This is a genomic window from Pokkaliibacter sp. MBI-7 (genome assembly GCF_029846635.1).
Classification (GTDB): domain Bacteria; phylum Pseudomonadota; class Gammaproteobacteria; order Pseudomonadales; family Balneatricaceae; genus Pokkaliibacter.
On sequence record NZ_JARVTG010000001.1, the window covers coordinates 1559910 to 1586189 of the forward strand.

Annotated in this window: 18 protein-coding genes; 10 read left to right on the top strand and 8 right to left on the bottom strand. The window is 59.1% G+C overall.

The genetic code is table 11. The features are described from left to right. Positions 1–3 precede the first annotated feature (3 nt). Positions 4–6540, bottom strand: a complete 6537-nt coding sequence (locus QCD60_RS07040) for a hybrid sensor histidine kinase/response regulator (protein ID WP_279783696.1) — start codon at positions 6538–6540, stop codon at positions 4–6. A gap of 401 nt (positions 6541–6941) precedes the next feature. Between QCD60_RS07040 and QCD60_RS07045 the strand changes: the two genes are divergently transcribed. Beyond that, a complete protein-coding gene (locus tag QCD60_RS07045; protein WP_279783698.1) occupies positions 6942–9128 on the top strand; it encodes an NAD(P)-binding protein in 2187 nt (728 codons plus the stop codon). 106 nt (positions 9129–9234) lie between these two features. On the opposite strand, the gene QCD60_RS07050 is transcribed toward QCD60_RS07045, so the two are convergent. Beyond that, positions 9235–10107: a hypothetical protein gene (locus QCD60_RS07050; RefSeq protein ID WP_279783700.1), complete on the bottom strand. Its 873-nt coding sequence runs from the start codon at positions 10105–10107 to the stop codon at positions 9235–9237. 317 nt (positions 10108–10424) lie between these two features. Here QCD60_RS07050 and QCD60_RS07055 point away from each other — a divergent pair, with 317 nt between their 5' ends. The 4 genes from QCD60_RS07055 (at position 10425) to QCD60_RS07070 (ending at position 14283) form a co-directional block, all read left to right on the top strand. Next, the gene (locus QCD60_RS07055; RefSeq protein ID WP_279783702.1) at positions 10425–11345 is read left to right on the top strand and encodes an ABC transporter substrate-binding protein; all 921 of its coding nucleotides are present in this window, start codon (positions 10425–10427) and stop codon (positions 11343–11345) included. Between the two features lie 87 nt (positions 11346–11432). Further along, on the top strand, positions 11433–12596 hold the full coding sequence (locus QCD60_RS07060; RefSeq protein ID WP_279783704.1) for an ABC transporter permease: 1164 nt from the start codon (positions 11433–11435) through the stop codon (positions 12594–12596). Next, on the top strand, positions 12593–13534 hold the full coding sequence (locus QCD60_RS07065; protein WP_279783706.1) for an ABC transporter ATP-binding protein: 942 nt from the start codon (positions 12593–12595) through the stop codon (positions 13532–13534). Before QCD60_RS07060 ends, QCD60_RS07065 begins: the two co-directional genes overlap by 4 nt. Continuing rightward, complete coding sequence (locus QCD60_RS07070) at positions 13531–14283, top strand: ABC transporter permease (RefSeq protein ID WP_279783708.1); 753 nt, start codon at positions 13531–13533, stop codon at positions 14281–14283. The genes QCD60_RS07065 and QCD60_RS07070 overlap by 4 nt, the downstream gene beginning before the upstream one ends. On the opposite strand, the gene QCD60_RS07075 is transcribed toward QCD60_RS07070, so the two are convergent. The 3 genes from QCD60_RS07075 to QCD60_RS07085 form a co-directional block, all read right to left on the bottom strand. Beyond that, positions 14284–15180 (bottom strand): AraC family transcriptional regulator, encoded by an 897-nt coding sequence (locus QCD60_RS07075; protein ID WP_279783710.1) that lies wholly within the window; start codon positions 15178–15180, stop codon positions 14284–14286. A gap of 255 nt (positions 15181–15435) precedes the next feature. Beyond that, the gene (locus QCD60_RS07080) at positions 15436–16473 is read right to left on the bottom strand and encodes an NAD(P)-dependent alcohol dehydrogenase (protein ID WP_279783712.1); all 1038 of its coding nucleotides are present in this window, start codon (positions 16471–16473) and stop codon (positions 15436–15438) included. A 218-nt stretch (positions 16474–16691) separates the two neighbouring features. Beyond that, a complete protein-coding gene (locus QCD60_RS07085) occupies positions 16692–17603 on the bottom strand; it encodes a LysR family transcriptional regulator (protein WP_279783714.1) in 912 nt (303 codons plus the stop codon). A gap of 65 nt (positions 17604–17668) precedes the next feature. Here QCD60_RS07085 and QCD60_RS07090 point away from each other — a divergent pair, with 65 nt between their 5' ends. Further along, the gene (locus QCD60_RS07090) at positions 17669–18625 is read left to right on the top strand and encodes a DMT family transporter (RefSeq protein WP_279783717.1); all 957 of its coding nucleotides are present in this window, start codon (positions 17669–17671) and stop codon (positions 18623–18625) included. Then, positions 18564–19535, top strand: coding sequence for a hypothetical protein (locus QCD60_RS07095; RefSeq protein ID WP_279783719.1), 972 nt, complete (start codon positions 18564–18566; stop codon positions 19533–19535). The genes QCD60_RS07090 and QCD60_RS07095 overlap by 62 nt, the downstream gene beginning before the upstream one ends. Before the next feature lie 73 nt (positions 19536–19608). Here QCD60_RS07095 and QCD60_RS07100 read toward each other — a convergent pair whose 3' ends face one another. Continuing rightward, positions 19609–20565 (bottom strand): magnesium transporter CorA family protein, encoded by a 957-nt coding sequence (locus QCD60_RS07100; protein WP_279783721.1) that lies wholly within the window; start codon positions 20563–20565, stop codon positions 19609–19611. Between the two features lie 169 nt (positions 20566–20734). On the opposite strand from QCD60_RS07100, the gene QCD60_RS07105 reads away from it, so the two are divergent. Continuing rightward, positions 20735–22081: a sigma-54 dependent transcriptional regulator gene (locus QCD60_RS07105; RefSeq protein ID WP_104156082.1), complete on the top strand. Its 1347-nt coding sequence runs from the start codon at positions 20735–20737 to the stop codon at positions 22079–22081. Positions 22082–22180: 99 nt separating this feature from the next. Here the strand turns inward: QCD60_RS07105 and QCD60_RS07110 are convergent, their stop codons facing one another. Beyond that, the gene (locus QCD60_RS07110; RefSeq protein WP_279783723.1) at positions 22181–23500 is read right to left on the bottom strand and encodes an ATP-binding protein; all 1320 of its coding nucleotides are present in this window, start codon (positions 23498–23500) and stop codon (positions 22181–22183) included. Then, the gene (locus QCD60_RS07115) at positions 23484–24209 is read right to left on the bottom strand and encodes a response regulator (RefSeq protein ID WP_104156084.1); all 726 of its coding nucleotides are present in this window, start codon (positions 24207–24209) and stop codon (positions 23484–23486) included. The genes QCD60_RS07110 and QCD60_RS07115 overlap by 17 nt, the downstream gene beginning before the upstream one ends. A 306-nt stretch (positions 24210–24515) precedes the next feature. Between QCD60_RS07115 and QCD60_RS07120 the strand changes: the two genes are divergently transcribed. Next, positions 24516–25265: an EF-hand domain-containing protein gene (locus QCD60_RS07120; RefSeq protein ID WP_279783726.1), complete on the top strand. Its 750-nt coding sequence runs from the start codon at positions 24516–24518 to the stop codon at positions 25263–25265. A 309-nt stretch (positions 25266–25574) separates the two neighbouring features. Further along, positions 25575–26249, top strand: coding sequence for a PspA/IM30 family protein (locus QCD60_RS07125; RefSeq protein WP_279783729.1), 675 nt, complete (start codon positions 25575–25577; stop codon positions 26247–26249). Positions 26250–26280: the final 31 nt, after the last annotated feature.

Below are 26280 nucleotides of genomic sequence, written 5' to 3' on the forward strand. Positions count from 1 at the left end.
GACTCATTGACTACTAACGAAAGGTCCGCCATCAAGCGTGTTTACCTGTTCAAACGCAGATACCTGCCCAGTGCCCGCTATCTGCTGCAGCAGAAGGCTTACGCTCTCCCCTGCCCGCTCGAACTCTACCTCGTCAATCCATAGACCGAGTTGCTCTATCTGTGACTGATACTCCGTGCCTCTGGCCATCCGCGTCAGCGTCTGCGCCAGCTGCTCGACCGCAAAATCAGAGTTATCCAAATACTGACTGGCCTTTTGTAACAGATTGACAAACTCCTGTACATCAAAGCGACTGCTATGATCCGCCACTGGTCGGCCATAGACCTTGCAGATGCGCTGCAGGGCCGGTAAAAGCTGCTCCAACCCCCGGCACAGACGCTGCAGCTGCACTTCGCAGCTCTGCTGTGCTGCGGTGCAGCCCTCCAGGCCGAGCAGGCGTTCCAGCTCATCCGCCGCGCGGACCAGACTGGCTGCACCGAGATAGGCCGCCGAAGTCCGCAGGGTATGCACACGCCGGTAAAGAACCGGCCATTGCTGCTGGTGGGCCAGTTCCACCAGCAGCTGTGCTTCGCTCTGATGAGTGGCACTAAAGTCCTCTACCAGTTGCAGGTAGGTATCCACTTTTCCCTGCAGACGCTGAATCGCTCCCTTGATGTCCAGCAGCGGTTTGAGTGCATTGAGCCAGGCCTGCTGCTGATCACTGAGTGCCACCTCGGCCGGGCTTTCACCACCGCGCACCGTGCGCTGCCTTGCCAGACTGCGGCGCAGTACACGATAGAGTTCATCAGGCTCCAGCGGCTTGTTGAGGTGTCCGTTCATACCTGCAGCCAGACTGCGTTCGCGATCTTCCGGCAGGGCATGAGCGGTCATGGCGATGATCGGCAATTCAGACTTGTCGAAGTAACGGCGGATTTCCGCCGCGGCGCTGAGACCATCCTTGCGCGGCATCTGAATATCCATCAGCACCAGATCGAAGGGATTGGCCAGTACCTTGTCCACCGCTTCCTGACCGTCACCGGCAATCTCGATAAGCGCCGCGGTATCCTTGAGGAAGCCCAGTGCAACCTGCCGGTTGATGGCATTGTCGTCCACCAGCAACAGCCGGATGCCGTGCAGATCCGGAGCGGCCAGTGGCCCAAGCAAACCTTCGCTGTCCGCTTCCACCGCGCCACCCGCCAGCTGCATTGGCAGGGTGATGGTGAAGGTGGAACCCTCCCCCTGCACACTCTGCACCTGAATCGTGCCGTCCATCAGCTCCACCAGCTGCTTGCAGATCGCCAGCCCCAGCCCGGTACCACCGAACTGGCGGGTAATGGAGTCATCCACCTGCGAGAAGGGCTGGAACAGCTTGCCCAGCTGACGCGGGTCGATGCCAATGCCGGTGTCACTGACGATAAAGCGCAGTGCCGGGCGGCCATCTTCGTAACGCATCCGCTCCAGACGCAGGCAGACTTCCCCTTCTGCGGTAAATTTCACTGCGTTGCTGACCAGATTGATCAGGATCTGCTGCAGACGCAGCGGATCGCCCTGCAGCTCATCGGGGACGTCTTCGGCGACGTCTACCCGCAGGTTCAGGTTCTTTTCTCTTGCCCGCAGTGAGCAGATCACCAGTGTACGTTCAATGACCTTGCGCACCCGGAAGTCGATACGTTCCAGCGTGACCTGATTGGCCTCATTCTTGGAGTAATCGAGGATGTCGTTGATGACCCCCAGCAGCCCTTCTCCAGCCTCCTGAATCTGCTCCAGCATATTGCGCTGCCCCCCTTCCAGCGGGGACTGCTGCATCAGGCGGCTGAGGCCGATCACGGCGTTCATCGGTGTGCGAATTTCGTGGCTCATGGTGGCGAGGAACAACGACTTGGCGCGGTTCGCCTCCTCGGCACGCAGCTTGGCCTGATTGAGCTCCAGCGTACGGTTGCTGACCCGTTGCTCCAGCGTGTCGTACAGCAGCGCATGATCGATGGAAATGGCAGCCTGTGAAGCCAGAATATCCAGTACCTGCAGACGCTCCGGGGTGAAGGCCGCCGGAATCAGGTTGTTCTCCAGATAGAGAATGCCGATCAGCTGGTCCTTGCGCAGCAGCGGATGGCAGATCACCGAGCGTGGCTGGTAGTGCTGGATATAGGGGTCATGGACAAACTGGTTGTGCTCGGTGGCCTGATCGAGAATCAGCGGTTCGCGGGTGCGGGTGACGTAGGCGATGATCGACAGTGGCAGCGAAGGCACTTCACTGTCTTCATCCAGCAGTGACAGGGTCTGCCCCAGCATCACCGGGATGCCCTCCAGCACCGCCACTTCACTGGCGTTGATGCTGCCACGGGCCTGAATCAGCCACTGGTCATTGTCGCGCAGCACCAGTGTGCCCTGCTGGGCACCTGCCTCGGTAATGATGGTCTGCATCATTTTTTGCAGCAGCTGCTCCAGCACGATTTCGGTGGAGATGATCTGCAGGGCCTTCATCACTGACAGCAGATCAAGATTGCCGCTGCTGCTCTTGCTGGTCGAGGTGGTGACACTGCGCAGCAGGGTACCGGGGCTGTCCTGACCTCTCAGCATCCACTGCGGGTAACGGGTCTCCAGCTGCTGTCCCTTGGCAGTGGCGCCCCACTGCAGATAGGCATTGTGGCCATCGAGCATATACACCCGCGCCAGCTTGTTCTTGCCCTGCTGCAGCCAGAACAGCGAGGCCAGCTCGTTGGCGATTGCCAGCCCCTGACTGAAACCCTGCTCGTAAGCCGAATCAATGGCCTGATCGTAATAGTCCATGGCCTGCTGCACGTCACCGCGCAGCCGCGCCATTTCCGCCGCCACCAGATAGTACTTGTGGGCAAAGTTGGCCGGGCAGCTGGCCATCCAGTCGGCCATACGCTGCTGATTTTCCTCCAGCTGCTTCCAGCAGGCCTGCTGCTGGGCATCGTCCAGTCCGGCCATACGCGCGGTCAGGATCAGGGAGTAATAGAAATTATGCTCAGCGATGCTGAACCAGCCGAAGGTGGCCCCCAGCGTCGCCTTGGCCTGTTCGGCGAAATCCAGCGCCTCATCGTAACGACCGAACAGGTACGCCGCCTGCATCTTGTTGTAATGGAAATAGTTGAGGCAGAGCGCATGCTGATTGGCCTGAATTTCCGCCAGCAGCGCATCTTCGTCAAAGCCACCGCCATTCCAGCTGCTGAGGCTGTCGGTCTGCCCCTGCAACAGCAGGATGCTGCGCCGTAATATCCAGAACACCTCAAGAGTATTCGGGTCGTTGACCTTCTGCAGAATCGGCAGGAAGCGATCACACTCCTCCGCCAGGGTCGTCAGGGAATGACCACTGTGCTGCATATGTTTGAGAATGTGGAACGAACTGTAGCCGGTCCAGATCACATCACCGCTGTCGAGCCCGGCGCGCAGGGCATCCTGCAGCAGACTGATATTCGCCGGCAGATGGCTGGACCAGGGGCTGTTGGTCACCGCAAACATGGTGTAGACCTTACACTTCCACACCAGATTGTCGGTCTTGTCGATCAGATCCACCGACAGCTGACCAAACTGCCGCCCCAGCTGGTACTGACCAAAGAAAGCGGACAGCATCGAGCCGTAGTTGCCGTAGCCAAACGGCGAAACCTCAGCATTGCCGTAGTCCATCGACAGGGTCACCATGCGCACCACCGCCAGGGTACTCATCGGCAGATTGACGTTGATGGCCGGCGGCCACAGCAACCCCAGCAGATGGCTGATCATCTGCTGGCGCGGATCAGACATCGCTGGCAACTCCAGCAATTCCTCTACCCGGTGCTCCGCCAGATAGGCCTGAATCCGCTGATTCTCTGCGGTCATCGCCGCTTCGATCAGTGGCGGTTCGTCCGGCCACTCCACATCGAGGCTGCGCAGGCCTTTGATGGCGGTATCCAGCGCTTCAGCAAAACGCCCGTGGTTGGCATAAAGCACGGTCTGCAGACTGAGTATCCGCGCCCGGTCCATCGGCTCGGTCACCCACTCCAGCAAAGAGCGACACTGCAGGTGCGCCTGCTCCACCCGGCCACTGAGATAGACACACTCTATGTGCTCGGCATGCAGCTCCACCGCCAGGGTGTAATTAAGCTGCCAGCCGCTTTCCAGCGTCGTCACTGCCAGCAGCAGCTCAATACCAATATCGAGGAAATGCATCGCCACTTCGTAGGCGTTGGACAGTTTAGCCCGTCGCGCGGCCTGCAGATTGAGTTCGGCCAGCTGCACCCGCTCACGGCGACGCACCAGCAGATCGCGGGCGACATTAAGATGATTGACCAGATCGAACAGGGTTTCTTCGTCGATGTGCCCTGCCGCCTGCAGATAACGGCCGATCTGCAGATGCACATGCTTGCGCTCGTCTTCGGCCAGCATCGAGTAAGCCGCCTGTCGCACCTGATCGTGCAGGAAGCGATAACGACTGCGCCCTGGCAGCTGACTCAGGGTGGTCAGATGGGTCACTGAATCGGCTTCATCCATGGCCTGCTGTTGCTTCAGGTAGTGATGCAGGCGCGCCTGCTCCTCTTCCCATTCGCCATCTTCTTCCTGTGCAAAATAGTGCTTGTCCAGCGGCAGAATCAGCCCCTGAACCAGAGGCTCCCATAACTGTTTCATGGTCGCCACGGGCAGGCCGCCCGCCAGCAGCGCCAGAGTATTCAGCTCAAAACGGTTACCGATACAGGCCGCCAGCTGCAGCATACGCTGGCTTTCGGCAGAGAGCTGGCGAATCTTGCGCACCATCAGCTCAACCACGTTGTCACTGACACTCCAGCCGCTGATCTGCTGCAGGTCCCAGTGCCAGGTACCACTTTCCATATCGAAGGTGATCAGCTGTTCACGATAGAGCGAGTGCAACAGCTGATTGAGAAAGAAGGGGTTCCCCAGCGTCTTGGCAAAGCACAACTGGGCCAGCGCCGACAGCTGGGTGCTGGCGCCCGGCAGGGTGTCATGCAGCAACTGCTGCACATCGCCAAGGCTGAGCGGATTGAGCTGCAATGCATGACTGGCAGCATGGGCCTGGGTCAGGCTGTCCAGCAGCAGCTTGAGCGGATGGGCATCATCCACTTCATTGCTGCGATAGGAGCCCACCAGCAGCAGATGACGCCCCTGCGGATCAGTCATCATCAGCTCGATCATCTTCATCGAGGCGTTGCCAGCCCATTGCAGATCATCGAGGAAGATCACCAGCGGATGCTCCGCGGAACAAAACACCCGGATAAACTGCAGGAAGACATAGTTAAAGCGGTTCTGCGACTCTGCCGCAGGCAGCACCGGCACCTCTGGCTGTGGACCGAGGATCAGCTCCAGCTCTGGCAACAGACTGGTCATGATCCCGGCATTAGCGCCCAGCGCCTGCTGCAAGCGGCTGCGCCAGCGGGAAATCTGATGCTCACTCTCCGCCATCACCAACTGGATCAGCTCAGCCCCTGCCTGACGCAGGGCGTCGTAGGGCACATCGCGTTTGTACTGATCAAACTTGCCGCTGATGAAGTAGCCACGGCGTGCCACCACTGGCTTCTGGATCTCATTGACCAGTGCCGACTTACCGACGCCGGAATAGCCCCCCACCAGCAGCAGTTCACAAGCACCTTCGCTGACCCGGTTGAAGGAGGCCAGCAGCTGCTCAACCTGTGCCTCACGGCCATAGAGTTTCTGCGGAATACGAAAGTGCGGTGAGATGTCCTGACGGGCAATGGGGAAATAGCGGATGTGACCATGGGCGGTCAAGCGTTCCAGACAGCGCACCAGGTCAGCCTTGACGCCGAAGGCACTCTGATAGCGGTCTTCAGCAGCCTTGGCCATCAGTTTCAGGACAATATCCGACAGCACCGGCGGAATGCTGCTGTCCACTTCATGCAATGGCTGCGGATTGACCGCCATATGGCAGTGGACCATTTCCAGCGGATCGACCGTCAGGAAGGGCCGACTGCCAGTGAACATTTCATAGAGAGTGACGCCAAGGGAGTAGTAATCGGTGCGATAGTCCATCGCCCGGTTCATACGGCCGGTCTGCTCCGGCGCGATATAGGGTAACGAGCCTTCCAGCTGCAGCGGATGCATCACCACCGGCACATCCATCGGCAGCTCGGTGGCAATCCCAAAGTCCGTCAGACGCACCGACCCGGTGTGGGGGTTCCAGATGATATTGCGCGGGTTGATGTCGTTATGCATCACCTGCTGCTGGTGCACCTTACTGAGGGCATCAACGATACCGATGGCCACTTTCAGTGCGGCATCCAGTGCCAGTGGACGGCGGGCCAGCAGGGTGGCCAGCGATTCGCCGTGCATGTCTTCACTGACGATCACCAGGGTGTTGTCGTATTTTTCCAGCGCCAGCACGGGCACCACGCCACCACAGTCTTTCAGTTTACGGGCGATGGCATATTCGCGGCGAAAAGCTGCCAGCTGATCAGGCGTCGGGTATTCGTGGCGGAGCGCCTTAAGGATGACCGTCTGGCCATCGCGCAAACGAATACCCCGGTAAATCAGCGAGTGCCGACCTTCAAAGAGTTTTTCCGCAAATTCATATCCGGGGACGGTCAACAGCATTCTTTATCATCGCCACTTGTTTTGATGATTCACGTTCAGTCCAAACTACGGTGTTAGCGGCTCACATCTGCCAAAACTGTAGAGCAATTCCTGCGCCAGTTATCACGGCCACCGCTGGTGTCATGCCCACAGACGCCGGTAAGACCTGTATCGGTACTGCTCTGTCTGTTTGTCAGCAATGACTGTGTGTTCACACACAGACATGGCAAGGTAAAAAAAAACAACTAACCTTGGCGCAGGGCCACTCACTCCAGCGTTTACTTAACTGCTCACGCCGTTCTGCATACCACCTGCCGGTAAATACTCCGTCGGTACACAGAACACAGGTTCAGTCTGGGTGAATACTGGGAGTCAATTGGTTTCACTCTGTTTGCACAGTATAGACCGCTGGAGAAAGCGTAATGGTTATACCTAGCCCATCTGAGTCAATCAATCCAACCGGTTCAAATAGTCCGGTGGCGAAAAAGCGCAAAATTGTCATCCTTGGTGGTGGCGTCTCTGCCATCACCGCCGCCTTCAAGCTGACCAGTGAGGCCAACTGGCAGGAAAAATACGATATCACTCTCTATCAGATGGGCTGGCTGCTGGGCGGAAAAGGTGCCAGTGGCCGCAACGCCGATGATCATGAGCGCATCGAAGAGCATGGTATCCATGTCTGGTTTGGCTTTTATTACAACTCCTTCCACTACATGCGTGCCTGCTATCAGGAACTGGGCCGATCACCCGACCAGCCGCTGGCGACCCTCGATGACGCCTTCAAGCCGCACCATACCACGGCCTTCGCGCAGAAGTTCGACAAGCAGTGGTGCGCCTGGCCCATCCAGACCTTTGCCCTGCCGGGCATCGTTGGGGATGGCTGGAACCCCAAACCGCTGATGACGGCGCTGGCCATGCTGGTGGCCTGGATCCTCAACCACACCGGCGGCGCCCAGCAGCTGGATGGCAGTGAGCCACCTGCGCTGCCGCTGTTCCAGCGTCTGGAAGATGACATGCTGGAGCTGCTCGACAAGGATGCACTGGCCGATATCAACGCCCGTCTGCAGCAGGCCCAGAAAACCCTGCCAACGCTGGAAGGTCTGGAAACGGGTGAGCCCCATGCCGCGCTGATCGAACTGCTGACCGGCGTGCGCACTGCCCTGCGCGATCTGACCGCACCGTTTCTGCATCTGTCGGTCAAGGTCAGCCGGCTGTGGATGATGGCCGACTTTGGCCTGACCGGGCTGATCGGCATCCTCGCTGATGAGCTGTATCACTATGGTCTGAACTCGGCCAACGACATCAACCTGCGCGACTGGCTGCAGCAGAACGGCGCCAGCCAGATCACCCTCGACGGCCCGATCATGGCCTCACTTTACGGTGGTGTATTTGCCTACAAGGATGGCCTGCTGGACCAGCCCAACGTCGAAACCGGCACCGTGATCCGTGCTGGCCTCAACGCCCTGTCCTGCTCCAAACAGTCCTTTATCTGGCGCATGCAGGCCGGCATGGGTGACACCGTTTTTGGCCCTTATTACGAAGTGCTGAAGCGCCGCGGCGTGCAGTTCAAATTCTTCCACCGGGTGGAGGAAGTGGTTGCCGACAAGGATGACCAGGGCGACTACATCAGCCATATCCGGCTGGCCCAGCAGGTGCCGCTGAAAGACCCGAGCAAGGAATACGAGCCGCTGGTGATGGTCAAGGGCCTGCCCTGCTGGCCGTCAGAACCGCTCTACGATCAGATTGATGATGCCGTCGCCGCCAAGCTGCAAGCCAACCATATCAACCTCAACTCGTTCTGGAGCGACTGGCCGGAAATCTACGACGAGCCTCAGGTGATATTGAAACAGGGGGTGGATTTCGACGAGGTGATTCTGGGCATTTCCGTGGCGTCGCTGCCGTCCCTCTGCCCCACCCTGATGGCGGCCAATCCGGCGTTCGCCGCCATGACCGAAAATATCTCGACCGTCGCCACGCAGGCCATGCAGTTATGGCTGAATCAGGACGTTGAGCAGCTGGGCTGGATCAACTATCAGCCCGATGAGGAAGCGCCGGAGATTCTGGGCTTCGATGCGCAGGCCATGGATTCATGGGCCGACGTCAGCTATCTGGTGGCACGGGAAACCTGGCCAGTCACCGACGAGCCCAAGGACATCAGCTACTTCTGCGGCGTGTTCAACCCCGATGCTCCGCCACCCGCGCCCAACGTTGCCTATGTGCAGAGTCAGGCTGACAAGGTAAAAGCACAGTGCATCACCATGATGAACACTACACTTGGGTCGCTGTGGAAAAACGCCACCGATGCCGATGGCTTCAAGTGGCAGTATCTGATTGCGCCGGACAGTCTGGAAGGTCAGGCGCGCTTCGATGCCCAGTACTGGCGGGCCAATATCGATCCGTCCGAGCGCTATGTGCAGTCCACCGTCGGCAGCTCACAGTACCGGCTGAAAACCGACGGGTCGGGGTTCCGTCACCTGTACCTGACCGGTGACTGGATTCGCAACGGCTTCAACATGGGCTGTGTGGAGTCGGCCACCATCTCGGGCCTGCTCACCGCCCGTGCCGTCAGCGGCAGCACCGAGCTGATTCCTGGCGAAGATCTGTTCCAGTAAGCCGCACCACACAGAGAACAAAGCCGGAGTGAGATGATCACTCCGGCTTTTTTTCGTCTGTTGCCTGCGGCGGTCAGACCTTCCTCACACGAGCATGAACCTCTTCTTACTGCGGATAAACCGGCTTGCCATCCTTCACATAACCATTGATGAACGGTGCACTGTCCCAGTGGGCACAGGCCTGATACAGCGCGGTCAGATGCGGCAGGATGATATCGTGATCAAGAATACGAATGCCCAAGCCCTGCAGGTTCAGCTCCCAGCCTTCAATGATGCGCAGATCGTTGAGGCCATGCAGCGGATAATTGAGCGGGTAGAAATCGGGCAGATGCGTGATCAGCGCCACCGCAAAACCACGCGGATCCGCCATGATCGCCCCCAGCTCACCGAACATGGTGGCATCTTCCACCAGCGCCTGAGCAAACATCAGCCGGTACAGGGTGATGTTGAGGAATACCTGTTCAACGCTCTCCTCCTGGGCGGCTTGCGCCTTGTAACGCTCAAACCCGGCAAGAATCGAGGTGTTGTGGGCGCAGTACCAGGTTTTGGCAGAGGGGCTGTGCAGATAGTTGAGCCAGTTGAGGGTCGCCACGGGCGCCTCCGGTTCACTGACGTTATTCTCGAACATCAGCCCGGCCAGCTCGGAGTAATAGATAAAACGCAGGTTAACATCGCGCCACCAGGGGCTGCCCGCAGGCATGGAGGCATCATCCATAGGGTTCAGCACACCCCGTTTGATTTCCCACTTGAGAAAGGCAATTTCCGAGTTGCCGTATCCCAGATCAGGCAGATCGACGCCATGCACCGCACCGGGTTTGTCAAAAGCGTTCCCCAGCTCCTGCCGGGCCAGTAATGGAAAGCCGTACTTGCCATAGTACGCCTCACGCAGTTGCAGCCGGCCCTGTGGCGAATTGCTGACTGCTGCACACATTGCCAGCGTCTGAGCGACCAGCTCGTCATACGTCACCGTCGTTGCCATCGTTACTCCTTGTCTGTTCGCAAAACGCAGGGGGATACGCCCATCTGCGTATCTCGTCAAAAGGTATAGACCCATCTGCCAACTTAGCCATCTCCGCACGGAAATTCAGCTTTTCTTGTTTATTGGCCTGCCAGACCCTAACAGGCTGTATTCGACAGGCAGATCGCTTTGCCAAACGTGAATCAGCTGCCGTTAGATTGGCGCTTTGCGCAAAGGCTCTTATACACTGTCTGCTGTACCGCACTTTCCCCTCATCTGGAGATCGGCGCACGTTGCCTGAAACAACACGCCAATCAACTCACAATCGGAGTAGTACGATGCAACACAAGAAATGGAAAAAACTGCTGGGCGCGGGCCTGCTGAGTTCAGCTCTCGCTGCCAGCGGTGCGATGGCCAAAGACAGCGTCGTGGTTTCCTCCAAGATCGACACCGAAGGCTCGGTGCTGGGCAACATGATTCTCCTCACCCTCGACAAGCTGGGGATCAAGACCGAGAACAAGATTCAGCTCGGCGCCACCAGTATCGTGCGCAAGGCCCTGATCAGTGGCGAAATCGATATCTACCCTGAATACACCGGCAACGGCGCCTTCTTCTACGACATGGCAGACGACCCGCTGTGGAAGGATGCCGATAAAGCCTACCAAACCGTCAAAGCCAAGGATCTGGAAGCCCATCAGCTGGTATGGCTGCAACCGGCGAATGCCAACAACACCTGGGCCATCAGTGTGCGCGGGGACCTGTCACGCAAGGAACAGCTGACCCGGCTAGACCAGCTGCAGGACTATCTGGCCAAAGGCGGTGACTTCAAACTGGCCGCCAGCAGTGAGTTCGTCGAATCCCCCAGTGCCCTGCCTGCCTTCCAGAACTCCTACGGCTTCAAGCTCAGCAGTGATCAGCTGGTGGTGCTGTCCGGCGGCAACACCGCAGCCACCCTGCGCGCAGCTTCGCTGCAGACCAATGGCGTCAATGCTGCCATGGCCTACGGCACCGATGGCGGTCTGAGCGCACTGGATATGGTGGTACTGGAGGACAGCAAGGGCGTGCAGCCGGTGTACCAGCCTGCGCCAGTGATCCGCAAGGAGGTGCTGGATGCCCATCCGCAGATTGCTGAGAAGCTCAATACAGTATTCAGCAAGCTCGATCTGACCACCCTGCAAAAACTCAACGCCGATGTAGCGGTGAATGGTCTGGACCCCAGACAGGTGGCGCAGGACTTTCTCACCAGTCAGGGGCTGTAAGAGCGTACTCACGCTCTCATTACAGTGACACGCTGATCCGCCCGGCCTGCCAAGACGACAGCCGGGCGGAGACAACAAGGAAACCCCATGACCTACAACCGCGTCATCCTGACGATGACAGGGCTGGCTCTGGCAGCAGCGCTGCTGCTGAACTTCGTTACCTTCCAACCCAACCGCATTGCTCCCGGCCAGGATATCAGCCTGCTGACGGCAGCAGGGTTGCCGGCCACGCTATTGCTGATGGCACTGCTGGGGCTGATGGCCATGCTGAGCTGGCGGCCGTCACGCAACCGTTACCTCACCCTGCTGCTGCTGACCACTCTGACCCTGATCGGTTTACCGCTGGCCGTCGCCAGCTATGCCCATCAGCATCTGCCAGCCGACATGCCCTATGCCCGGGTGGGTCTGGGTAATGGCTTCTGGTGCATGGGGGTGTTTCTGGCACTGCTGGTGGTCGAGGCCAGCCAGCGACTGGCCCGGCAGTATCGGCTGGTCGGCATGCCATGGCTGGTCATCGTCATGACCACGGTCGGTCTCTGGGCACTGTGTGCCAGCGGCGCGCTGGATCGCCTGTCGCTGCTGCAGGAATACCGCCAGCGTCATGCCCAGTTCGCGGTGGAATTGCAGACACACCTGCAGCTGGCGGGGGCTGCGGTACTGATTGCCCTGCTGTGCGGCATCGCGCTGGCGATTGCCGCTCAGGCCTCCGTGCGCCTGCGACAGCCGCTGTTTCAGCTGCTCAATCTGCTGCAGACCATTCCCAGTCTGGCCTTGTTCGGCCTGCTGATGGTGCCGCTCAGTTATCTGGCCGCCCACTCCCCCCTGCTGCAGGCCCTGAATGTGCGCGGCATTGGCTGGGCACCGGCGCTGATCGCTCTGGTGGGCTACAGCCTGCTGCCCATCACCCGCAATACCTTTGTCGCCCTGCAGGAAGTTCCGGCGCAGGTGCTGGATGCCGCCCGTGGTATGGGTATGGCGCCCATGCAGATCTTTCTGGCCGTGCGCCTGCCGCTGGCCCTGCCGGTCATTATCGAAGGTATCCGGATCACCCTGATTCAGGCGATCGGCCTCACTTCGGTGGCCGCCCTGATCGGGGCCGGCGGGCTCGGCACCTTTATTTTTCAGGGGCTGGGACAGGCCGCCATGGATCTGGTGCTGCTGGGTGCCATCCCCACCATCGTACTGGCGTTGCTGGCTGACGTTCTGCTGGGTCTGCTGACCCGCCTTTGCCATCGGGAGCCAACGCCATGATCGAACTGGATCAGGTCAGTAAACACTACGGCGACAGCATCGCAGTCAACGCGCTGTCGCTGACCATTCAGGCGGGGGACTTCTGTGTCTTTATCGGCACCTCAGGCTGTGGCAAATCCACCACCCTGCGCATGATCAACCGGCTGATCGAACCGAGCCATGGCCAAATCCGCATTGACGGCGAAGACATCGCCGGGCTGCGGCCGGAGCTGCTGCGCCGGCGTATCGGTTATGCCATCCAGAGTATCGGTCTGTTCCCCCACTGGACGGTGGCACGTAATATCGCCGTTGTTCCGCAGCTGCTGGGCTGGGAGCCACAGCGCATCCGCCAGCGGGTCCACCAGCTGCTGGAGCTGCTGCACCTCGACCCGGCCCAGTTCGCTGACAAACTGCCGGCCCAGCTGTCTGGCGGGCAGGCCCAGCGGGTGGGGGTAGCGCGGGCGCTGGCGGCCGACCCCAACATCCTGCTGATGGACGAACCCTTTGGCGCGCTGGATCCCATCACCCGTGACAGCCTGCAGGCAGAGATGCTGCGGATTCAGGCCGAACTGCACAAAACCATCGTTTTTGTCACCCATGACATCGACGAGGCGCTGAAGCTCGGCAACCGCATCGTGGTGATGGATCAGGGCCGGATCATCCAGAACGCCAGTCCACAACAGCTGGTACAACATCCCGCCAATGACTTTGTCACCAACCTGATCGGCCAGCAGGACCGGGGCCTCAAGGCCGCCGCCTGCACCACCGTGGCGGAGCTGCTGCAGCCGACGCAAATGCTCCTGCACACCGATCAGCCACGACTGCGCGGCAGCGACAGCCTCAAACTGGCCGTGTCGCAGATGCTGTGGCACAAGGTGGACTGCCTGCCCGTCTGCGATGACAGCGGGCAGGTAATCGGCGAGCTGAACATGCAGCGCATTCTGGAGCAGCAGCCATGACCACTGCCAGCACACGTCAGTGGCCGGTCGCCCTGCTGCTCAGCGTCAGCCTGCTGTTACTGGTGACGCTGAGCCTGCCGCACTGGCAGGGGCTGTTTCACTGGCTGCAACCGGACAGTAAACAGGTGATCTACAACCGTGACGGCTTTTTCACCCTGCTGGGCAGCCACCTCCTGCTGGTGCTGAGTTCCGGGCTGGCAGCCAGCCTGACCGGCATCGGTCTGGGGTTATGGGTGACCCGTGACAGTGGCCGCGACTTCCTTCCACTGGTCAGCACCCTGGCCTCCGTTGGCCAGACCTTCCCGCCGGTCGCGGTGCTGGCACTGGCGGTACCGGCGCTGGGGTTCGGCTTCAAGCCAGCCTTCTTCAGCCTGCTGCTGTACGGCCTGCTGCCGGTGGTGCGCAACACCATTGCAGGGATTCAGGGCATCGCCCCCGCGGTACAGGAAGCGGCACAGGCCATGGGCATGACGCCATGGCAACAACTGTGGCAGGTGGAGCTACCGATGGCGGCCAGTGTGATTCTGGCCGGCGTGCGGACCTCGCTGATCATCAATGTTGCCACCGCCACCATTGGCTCGACCATTGGTGCCCGGACGCTGGGCGACCCGATCATCGCCGGGCTGATCAACTTCAATCTGGCGTACGTGGTGCAGGGTGCGTTACTGGTGGGGCTGCTGGCCATCAGCCTCGACAGCCTGTTCGACTATCTTGGCCGGCGGCTGTACAGCGCGGCTGCGCGCCCCTGATCAGAGCTGCTGCAGGGTCTCGAGAAAGCGCTGACGGTAAGCCGTCGGGGTGACTTTCTGGCGCTGAATAAACTGACGGTTGAAGTTGGACAGGTTGTTGAAGCCGACTTCAAAACAGATATTCGAGACCGGCATGTCGGTGCTGTGCAGCAACTCCGCGGCACGATTGATACGCAGGGTATTGAGGTAGCGCACGAAGCTGTTGCCGGTGTTCTGTTTGAAAAAGCGGGAAAACACGCTGTCGCTCATGCCTACCAGCGAGGCGACCTCGGCCATGGCAATGTCGCGGCTAAAGTTCTCGAACAGAAAGTGCATGATGCGGTTGACCTTGGGCGAGCTGTCAAGATTAAAGCTCGGCGTATAATGCTCACTGGCCAGCAGGCGGGCATCATCGGCCTGCTGCAAAATTTCCAGAATCTCCAGCAGCCGGCGGATCAGCCCGGCGCCGCTGGCCTGCTCCATCTCCTGCAGCAGGGCGGTCACCCGGGCCGACGTCTTCAGGCCAAACTCAATGCCACGGCGCGACTGCGCCAGCAGTGATCGCACCTCACGTAACTCGGGGAAGATATCGATACTGCGTTTGAGCAGATCAGGATGAAACTGGATCAGCAGATCACGCTGGGGATAGTCCTTGTCCCCGTCGCTGTAACTGATCCAGTTATGCGGCAGACCCGGCCCGGTGAGAATCAGATTGCCGGGCTGAAAGGTGCCAATATAGTCACCGACAAACACCTTACCGGCACTTTCCAGAATGGCGTGCAGCTCATACTCAGGATGACAGTGCCACCTAGCCAGCGCATGGGGATAACCATGACGGCACCAGCGAAATGAACGCAGCGTGCCCGGCTCAATGGTTTCCAGCTCCGGACTGAGCGCCTTCCTGACAGCCTTGGCCATCGTCCCTCCCGTCTTGACTGGCAGGCAGTCATACCCGCCCTGTACATCACAGAATGTGCTCACTAACAGGCTGTTGAAAAACGTCATCGAGGCAGCCGAGACAAGGAAATACCCCGAGGGCACAAGAAACAGGCGAAAAAGCGGAGTTTAGTGAACTAAATGAGCATTTTGAGCCTGTTTTTGATGCGGTATTCGGCAACGCAGATAGATTTTCAACGACCTGCTAAAGCATAAACCCCTTTGCAACGTGTCTGCTTATGCCAGCTCAATCTGAATTTTCACATCCCCGGCAATCCCTTCCACCGCCCGGGCAAACGCCTCAACACTTTGTGCGAAAGGATAGACCCGGCTGATCAGCGGTTTTACGTTAATTCGTCCAGAGGCCATCAGTGCCAGCGCCCGTTCAAACTGGTTGGCATAACGGAACACCGACTCGATACGAATCTCCTTGCTCTGCAGGCCAACGATGTCCATCGCCACCGGCTCAGGCGGCATGCCCACCAGTACCAGACAACCGCCTGGACACAGCAGATCAACAATGCCGTCAAAGGCACGCGGGCTGCCGCTGGCTTCCAGCACGATATTGGCACCCCAGCCCGCTGAGACCTGCTGCACTACCTCCAGCAATGGCTGCTGGCGGATATTGACCGTGCGGATGGCCGGATAATGCTGGCGGATAAGTGCCAGTTTCTCTTCCTGCAGGTCTGCGATGATCACCTGACTGCACCCTCCGCTCAATGCTGCCAGCGCAGTCATGATGCCGATGGTACCTGCACCGATCACGACCGCCAGATCACCGGGCTGAATCCGCGCCTTGGTCGCCGCCTGCATCCCGATACTGAGGGGCTCCACCATCGCCCCTTCGGCCAGACTGAGCTGTTCCGGCAGCCTGTAGGTGAAGGCGGCCGGATGAATGACTTCTTCGGTCAGGCAGCCATCCACTGGCGGGGTTGCCCAGAACGTCACCGCCGGGTCGAGATTGTACAGACCACGCCGGCTGGCCGCTGAGCTGAGGTCCGGCACACCGGGCTCCATGCAGACCCGGTCACCCACCTGCAGCTGCCGCACCTGACTGCCCACCTCGGTAATCACGCCCGCCGCCTCATGCCCCAGCAGCATGGGCTGCTCCACGACAAACGGACCGATCCGGCCATGATTGACGTAATGCACATCGCTGCCGCAGATGCCCACATTGCGAATCTGGATGCGTACCTGATCAGGCGCCAGGGCGCCCGGTGCAGGAATATCTTCAATCACCACCTGACGTGATGGCTGCAATACCACGGCCTTCATAGCTCACCTCATATCATCTAATACGCTGCCTTGAAGAGCCGGGCAGCGGCCTGAACCATGAGGGCATTATCAGAGGAGTGCTGAAGCTCAGCTAATAACATCATCCTGATTACTGGTACTTTTTTGGCTAAACACAACAGAAAATCAGGTAAAAAGAGCCAGTCTGCAGCAGAAAGATATCTGCCGACTGTGCCGGGTCACGGATTGATGGTGCTTATTCAGGCAACCCGCAGACCGGCAAAACTGCTGGAGTTCTGCAGGTATTCAGCAAAGCGCTGATACAGCTCATCCTTACTGCGCACCACCATCACCAGCTCGACAAACGGCAGTGGCGGGAAGCCCTGTTCCCTGCCCAGCACCACATGCTTCGGGCCAACCGCACCCTGCGGCAGCACGCTGATCCCAAGGCCGGCACTGACGGCGCTGCGGATGTTTTCATAGGCAGCGCTGGCATAGGCAAAATTGACTGTCTTACCGGTGGCCATCAGTGCCTGTAACGCTGCCCGCCGGTAAGTGCAACCATCGGGGAAGGCCACCAGCGACAGCTGCGGCAATTCATCGAACTGCACCGGCTCACGCCCTACCCAGCACAGCGGCTCCTTGCGCAGCACCTGCACCTCCGCCTGACTGCTGTGTTGCACCTGTTCGTCGGCGACCCGTTTAAAGATGGCCACATCCAGCTGATCGGCCTGCAGCATGTCGGCAATGCGGGAAGACAGGGCCGAGGTGACCTGAATCCCCAGCCCGCGGTTGATCACCATGCAACGCGACAGGGCACCGTGGATGTCCACGACATTAAAATCATCCGGTACACCCAGGCGGATATGCCCACCCAGACCCGGATGCTGAATGGCACTGACCGCATCCAGCACCCGCGCAAGAATTTCCTTGGCGGCCGGCAGGAAGCGTTCGCCGTCCAGCGTCAGCCCCAGTACCCGCCCCTGTTTGCGCTCAAGCAGTGTGCAGTCGAGGATTTGCTCCAGCTTCTTCAGGCTCTGGGTCACCGCCGACTGGGTGCGATGCAGTTCACGGCTGGCACGATCAAAGCTCTTGTCATCCGCCACACAGACGAACACCCGCAGTTGCTCCAGCGTGATCTGGCGGTTCCCCAGCAGTAGGCCATTGTTCATAGCGCGCCCTCAACATTAATCAAAGTGATTTTAGTGAAGGCATAATTAATTTCTCAAGGAAAATTATGCGACTGATAATCGCTGCCATGAACACAACACGCCTCTATCTGCTTATACCGCTGATCATCGCCTTCAGCGCCATCTGGAGCTCAGCCTTTATCGGCGGCAAGATCGCCGTCCATGAGCTGCCACCGATGCTGGTGCTGACCGCACGTTTCCTGCTCAGCTGTCTGGTGATGCTGCCACTTTGCCTCGGCAACATCTGTTCATTGCTGGACCCGGGCGTCATCCGTACCGGTTTGCTGCTGGGCCTGCTCAACAATGCCCTCTATCTCGGCCTGACCTTTACCTCGCTGCATTACATTTCTGCCGCACTGGTGGTGGTCATGGTCAGCTGTGCGCCGCTTATCACCCTGCTGCTGTCTGCCGTATGCCGTCTTGAGCAGCTCAACCGTCGCACCCTGCTGGGTATCACCCTGGGCTTTGCGGGCGTACTGATCATTGTGGGTCTGGATGCCATTCGCCCTGATCCGCTGGGCATCTTCCTCGCCCTGCTCGGTACCTGTGCCTTTGCCACCGGCACCGTGCTGTTTCGCGGCAAGGCCAGTGGCCTGCCCATCCTGCAGCTGAATTTCTGGCAGTCAGCTGCCGGAGTGATGGCCCTGGCGCCTCTGACACTGCTGACGTCTGACACCGAATTGACACCATCGCCTGCTTCAATCTGGGCGATTCTCTACCTCGCCATCATCGTCACCATGGGTGGCACTGCACTGTGGCTGCTGTTGATTCGCATCAGCGGCGCGGCCACGGCCTCGTCCTACCATTTGCTGAACCCCTTTTTTGGTGTGTTGCTATCCCACTGGGTTCTGGGAACGCCACTGCAACCCCATGCTTTTGCAGGCGCAATAGTGATTGCTATTGGCCTGTCATTGACCGTACGCCCTAGGAGAAACACGGTATATGAACCAGCGAGCCAAGGAATCAGTCGCCATCCCCACGATGACGTTTCTAGGAGTGGATAGGCCCGCCGCCATCAAGGATACGTTGCTACTGGGGATGACTGACCGCTCATACCTACCCAAAGCAGAAGACCCCCGCAGCGACTGGGTAGCCTCCGTCGCTGCGCCGTCATTCAGGCTGCTGGCCAGACAGGGTATCCGCGTTGAAAACTTCTGCACTGTTGGCACCGGCACCGGTCTGGATGCACTGGCAGCGATTGAAGTCTTTCGCCCGAAGAAAGTCGGCATCACTGACATTCATGCCGATGTGATTGAGCAGGCCCAGCACAATATTCTGGAGAACACCCTGCCGGACTACCCCCTGCATCTGCTGGCAGGTACCGGTGACCTGCTGTCACCGATGACACGCAGCGACGTCAGCTTCGATCTGATCTATGAAAACCTGCCCAATATTCCCGCCGATGAAGAGCTGCGTCTGGAGGAGGGGCAAAACAGCTCCACCTTTATCGCCAGCCGTGAGGAGGCCTTACCTGCCTTCGTCAGTCAGTATCTGATCAGCCTGCACTATCTGGCCATTGAGCAGGCTTACCCCCTGCTGAACCATGGCGGGCGCGTACTGTCGTCTATCGGCGCCCGCATCCCCCTTGATATCATCCTCAAACTGTCGCGCAGCCTGGGTTATGACAGCAGCCTGCTGCTCTACACCTGGAAAGTGCAGTCAGAACCTGAAGACGTGATTGGCGGCTATGCCGCGTGGGAGAAACAGGGGCTGGGGCCGTTCCGCTTTTATCCGGTCAAGGCCCTGCACAACGCCTTCGGAGCCCGTCCTTATGTGGATGGCACTGATGACGCACGGGAGATCGATCACTATCTGTCGTACTACGAACTGTCAGCCGTTGAAGCCTACGAGGCGTTACGCTCAGGCCAGAGTATTGGCCACACTGTGGCCATGCTGGAATCCGTCAAACCCTGAGCGCAAGCGTCACTGACCACCGTGCCCAGCTCCGGCTGGGCACTCAGGAGCATCAGGCGTTATCGGCGCAAGCTCAGATCCAGCGTGACTTGCGGAACAGCCACAGCAGCGCTGCCGCAATGCCGGTCATCACCAGCAACAGCACGAAATAGCCGTAGCGGAAGTGCAGCTCGGGGATGTTGTCGAAGTTCATGCCGTACAGACCGGCCAGAAAACTGAGGGGCACAAAGATGGCGGTGATCACCGTCAGCACCTTCATGATGTTGTTGAGACGGTGGGAAGCGAGGGAAATATAACCGTCAGAGAGGTCGCCAACCCAGTCGTAATAGAGTGAGACCAGACTCTGCAGGCGCTCCGCTGCCTCATACAGCCGGGTCATGGCGCGATCCGGTTCGCCCAGCTCTTCCTCCACATCCTCCTTCCATTGTGAAAACAACCGCTCGTGGTAGTTGAAGGTGCGACGCAGCCGCCGCAGACGGGTCTTGTAACCCACCAGCTCCGACAGCAGCTCATCGTTGGCATTCTCGACCAGCTCCTCTTCCACTTCACCAAGACGATTCTCCAGATCCATCAGCATCGGCACATAGCGATCCTGGATACGCTGCATGATGCGCCGGGCGGTATCGGCGGCCTGCAACGGAGACTTGGCGGCCATCACCTCCTGCCAGCTTTCCTCAACACTGCGAGAACGGCCCTGATGCCGGGTGATAAGGAAGTTGTCACCGATAAGAAAGGAAATCTGCAGGGTCTTGAGATTCTGGCTGGTACTTTCCTGATCCATGCCGCGCAGCAGGATAAAGGTATAGTCGTCGTGGTATTCCAGCTTCGGCGGTTTACGCGGATGCTGGATGTCTTCCACCATCAGCGGTTCAATCCCCAGCGCCAGCAGAATCTGCCGCTCCTGCTCATTGTCGATGGCACCAATGTCGATCCAGATCTGCTCGTCCCTGGCAGGCGGCCAGTGATCCGGCAGCACGTTTTCGGTAAACACTTTTTCCTGACAGGGAACAGCATGGCAAATACGCAGCATCTAGCCTCCTTGTTGGTTTTCCGTGTCTCGCAGTGTGAACTGCCCTGATCACGGCCACAGCGCCCTTCTCCTTTGTGAAGGCAACTTTGCTATTATGCAAGCCTGCTGCATCCGCTGGCTGTCGCGACGGTCAGCACAGCATCTCACCCGAACCCTGTAAGGACACGCCATGGCCCTGCCCATCATCTTTGTCGACGACGAACAGCATATCCGCATGGCTGTCAGCCAGACGCTGGAGATTGCCGGCTATGAAGTGCATTGCCTGGAGCGCGCCGACAAGGTGCTGAGCCTGCTGGTGGAAGACTGGCCGGGGGTGGTGATCACCGATATCAATATGCCCGGACTGGACGGGCTGGCCCTGATGCAACAGGTACATCAGCATGATGCTGACCTGCCGGTGATCCTGATTACCGGCCACGGTGATATTTCCATGGCGGTCAACGCCATCCGCGACGGCGCCTACGACTTTATCGAGAAGCCCTTTCCCGCCGACCTGCTGCTGGATGTAGTCAAACGGGCTATGGAAAAGCGCTCACTGACGCTGGAGAACCGTCAGTTACGGCAGGAGCTGGCCAGCCACGCCACGCTGGGGCCAAGAGTACTGGGCAAAACCGAAGTGATGCAGCGCATGCGGCGACTGATCAGCCAGATTGCCCCGACCTCTGCCGACGTGATGCTGCACGGTGAAACGGGCACCGGTAAGGAGCTGATCGCCCGTTATATCCACGAGAGCAGCCCGCGCCACAATCACAACTTCGTCGCCATCAACTGCGGCGCGGTGGCAGAAAGCATCATGGAGTCGGAGCTGTTTGGTCACGAACAGGGCGCCTTTACCGACGCCAAGCAGAAACGCATCGGCAAGTTTGAATACGCCAACGGTGGCACCCTGTTTCTCGATGAGATCGAGAGCATGCCGATGTCATTGCAGATCAAGCTGCTGCGCGTACTGGAAGAGCGTGCCATTGAGCGGCTGGGGTCCAATGAGCTGATCCCGCTGGATATCCGCATTATCGCCGCGACCAAGATTGATCTGCTGAAACTGGCGGAAACCGGCGAATTCCGCAAAGACCTCTACTACCGCCTGAATATTGTCGAGGTGCACATCCCCGCCCTGCGTGAGCGACGTGAAGATGTGCCGCTGCTGTTCCACCACTTTACGCTAGTCGCTTCCGCCCTTTACAAGCGCGAAGTACTGCCACCTTCCGCCTCACAGGTACATGCCCTGCTGACCCATAACTGGCCGGGCAACGTGCGCGAGCTGCGCAATCTGGCCGAGCGCTATGTATTGCTGGGTGAGGCCTGTACCTTTGAATTCGACCGCCTGCTGCAAAGCCCGCCATCCAGCCCGCTGTCACTGCCTGAGCAGGTGGAGCTGTTCGAGAAAATGCTGATTCAGACGGAACTGGAGCGCCACGGCGGCTCCATCAAGGACACCATGGAAGCCCTGAGCGTGCCGCGCAAAACCCTGTCGGACAAGATGCGTAAATACGGTCTGGATAAAAGCGATTACAAGTAACGATAGACAGGGGCGCGCTTCCCCCGGAGGGCGTCAGCCCCTGAGACAGAGTGAAGCGGGCGCACGCTGACGCGTACCCGCTGTTCTCCCTGTGGCGGCTTACACCGGCAGACTGATACGGACTTCCAGCCCCCCTTCAGGGCGATTGTGCAAAGACACCTCACCGCCGTGCTGGTGGACGATCTTCTGTACGATCGCCAGCCCCAGACCGGCACCGGGAACCCCGCTGCGCGCCTGATTACCGCGCACAAAGGGGGTGAACATCGCCCCCATCTTCTCTTCAGGAATGCCCGGCCCCTGATCAGTCACCGCCAGATACACCCGTTCGCCTTCCTGCCAGGTCGCCACCGCGAACTCAGGTTTAGCGTAGCGACGGGCGTTCTCCAGCAGATTGACCACCACCCGCTGCATCGCCTGCGGCTTGAGGCGTACCGGCGGCAGGGGCCTGAGATCGCAGCGGATTGGCATATCCATCAGCGATACCGCATCCTCCACCAGATAAACCAGATCACCAGGCACCAGCTCTTCACCTTCGCCGATGCGGGCCATGTCCATGAACTGGTCGATGATGCTGTCCATCTGCCGGCAGCTCTGACGCATGCTGACGATCAGCTCTTCATCAGCGATGTCTTCCATGATTTCTGCTGCCAGCCGCATCTTGGTCAGTGGTGTGCGCAAATCGTGAGAGACACCGGCGAGCATCAGGGTGCGCTCCTTTTCTTGTTCCATCAGTGCGCGGGTCATCTGGTTGAAGCTGCGGCTGACCTCCACCACTTCCGTGGGGCCCTTCTCCGGCAGCGGTTCAATCGGCTGCCCCTGCCCCAGCTGTCGTGATGCCTGCACCAGCCGCTTCAATGGCTTATGCAGCAGCTGCTGGGTCCACAGGGCACCGACGATGGCCAGCACCATGGCCGTCAGCCAGATCGCCAGCGTCATGGCCGACAGGCCCAGCGGCAATTCCGACGCGGTCGCCAGCATCCAGTATTGCTGACCGTCCAGCTCGACCTTGATCCAGATATAGCCCGGCTCTTCACGGCGCACCAGCAGTTCCATACCGTACTGACGCAGCATGCGCGAAGCCCGGTGCACCAGCATGCGCTGCAATGCCGGCACGGTGAACATGCCGCCGGTACGGGGTTCAGCACGCTTGGCCTGCTCGTTGTAGGCCATGATGAAGCGCTTGCGCTCGAGCGGTGGCAGAGCCTGCAATCCGGCACGTACCGACTGCAGCTGGCGCCCGACCAGCGACACCAGCTCACGGGTCATGGGCTTTTCCACTGCCTCACGGAAGATGGTCAGACTGCTGATCTGGGCAAACAGGATCAGGGCGATCAGCACCCACAGGTGGCGGGCAAAAAGACTGTGCACCGCCCAGCGCAGGAAGCGTGGCCAGCGCTCGGCATTAGTCCACTGGGGCATTCTTGGTCACCAGCACATAACCGAGCGCGCGCACGGTCTGGATATAACGGGGTTCGGCGGGATTGTCTTCTAGCAGGCGGCGCAGGCGCATGATCTGCACATCGATGCTACGCTCGGTGATCTCCGCATTGCGGCCACGGCTGACTTCAATCAGGCGTTCGCGGCTCAATGGCCGGCCCGCATTGGCCGCCAGCGCCCGCAGCAACTCAAACTCACTGCTGTGAATCTGCACCGGTTCACCATCACGGGTCAGCGAGCGCGCTACCGGATCAAAACGGTAGGGACCAAACACCACCACTTCTTCCGGCTGCTGTCGCAACTGCGCGCCGAGCATATGCTGACGACGCAGCTGTGCTTCGATACGGGCCAGCAGCTCGCGCGGCTCAAACGGCTTGGGCAGATAGTCATCGGCGCCCATTTCCAGCCCGACGATACGATCCACCGCCTCACCCCGGGCGGTCAGCATGATGATGGGGATGGTTTCACCACCTGCACGCAGACGACGGCAGATGGAGAGGCCATCTTCATCTGGCATCATGACGTCGAGAATCAGCAGATCAAAGCTCTCGCGACTCAGTACCTTGTCCAGCTGTTCGGCATTTTCTACCTGACGTACCCGGTAACCACGGCCACCCAGATAGCGGCTGAGCAGATTACGCAAATCGGCTTCGTCATCGAGAATCAGTAGTTTTCCGCGTTCTTGTTCCATTACTTCACCTATCAATAAGAACCGGCTGCACTGGCCATCTGCACCCGCCAGCATTCGCTGTACAGCGTCCGGTGTGATGATGCTTATGATAGCCGTGCCAGAGAAGGCTGCCGTTGGCGAACTATTACACAGGATGACAAAACCACCCCGCTGTGACACTACGTCATTGCGCGCAACAGCTGCAACGCTGGATTTTCCTCAAAGTACAGGTCATGGGCTCAGCCAGTGGTAACGCAGCCCTTGATAACGACGGGCAATCGCCCACACGCCACCGCAGTGGCAAGTCAACTGATGAGGTAATCGACCATGAAAGCACTGACCAATCTAAAAAACACCGCTTCTAACCGTATCCTGCGCACCTCCCTGCTGGTCATCGGCATGATGGGCGCCGCTACCGCGGTCTACGCTGCCAGCACCGACATGAACGGCAAGCTGGGTGACGGCAAGGCACGGATGGAAGAACACTTCAAGCAAGCCGATACCGACGGCGATGGCGCACTGTCCAAAGCGGAAGTGGATGCCGCCATACCACGTCTGGCCAGGCACTTTGACGATATCGATGCCAACAAAGACGGCAAGCTGACCCCCGATGAACTGAAAACCTACTGGCAGGCGCATCATGACGAACGCATGAAAGACATGCAGGGCAAGATGCAGGCGCGCTTTGACGAACGTTTCAAGAAAGCTGACAGCAATGGTGATGGCCAGATCTCCAAACAGGAGTTTGAGGCCGAGGCCGCCCAGCGCTTTGCTGCCATGGACAAGAATGGCGACGGGCAGCTGAGCAGGGAAGAAATCACCAGTCAGATGCGTATGCACGGTGGCAAGCACCATGACGGCAAACACGGCCGCATGGATGATGCCGAACGTCAGGCCAGGTTAATGGATGAGTTCAAGAAGGCCGACACCGACGGTGATGGCGCCCTGTCGCTGGCCGAAGCCGACAAAGCCATGCCACGTCTGGCTAAACACTTTGAACAGCTCGATGCCGACAAGGATGGCAAAGTCACCCTGACCGAACTGCAGGCGGCTCACAAGCAACATCATCAGGGCTGAACTTTTTCAGCGTGACCCTGTCGAACGCAGTGTCACCATCAATAATCACCATTGCGCGGCCACTCCCTCTCCAGTGGGCCGCGCTTTTTTTGCCCGCCACTCAGCACTTCATTAACGCAACGAGACGGTAAATAAACCTTTTCGCCATCCTTGATTACATTTTGTTGCAAGACATCCGTTAATCGCCAAGAATGATGCATCGACTCCGATGGCGATAGGCAAGGCGCAAGGACGTCAGCCACCTGCCGATGCAGATAATCGCCGCCACTCACCGACTGCGTGATGCAGTAACGCACAGAGGGAAGGTGCATGGCCGACATACTCTTGAAACGCGTCAGCCGCCTGATCAGTAGCAATCTCAGCCACTGGCTGGCCGCACTGGAGCGCAGTTGCCCGGAGCAGGCCTATACTCAGGCCATGGCAGAAGTGGACAGTCTGGCTGACAGCATTCGCCACGAATTTGGCCAGGTCAGCGCCAGCAAATATCAGGCTGACAAACAACGTCAGCAGTTACAGCAACAGCACCGCCGGCTGGCCATGCCACTGACACAGGCTGTCGACAGCCAACGCGATGATCTGGCACAGACCATCATCGCCGAGCAGCTGCAACTGGAAAGCCAGATCCAGTCCATCGCCGTGCAGCTGCGCACCCTCAGTGACCGCGAAAACGAACTCAATACCTTCCTCAAAGCTCTTAGTGCCAAGCAGTACGAACTGCGCAGTGAACTGGATCTGGTGCGCGAACACAGCCAGCAGCAGGACATCCCGCACGGCCCGTTCAGCAACACTACCGCTCCCCTCGGCAGCATCATTGGTGATAGTCACCTTACACCCGTGCATAGCCAGCAGCTGGCCGAACTGGAGCAACTCAGTCAGGAACAGCAGATTGCCGAACGGCTGGCTGCCACCAAGGCGCAGCGCCAGCACACCACAGCCGAGCCAGCTGCGGCCGACGTCGCCAGACCGCGCAACCATGAACACTGAAGCGCATCGTAGCCAGTCCACGCTCTCCTTT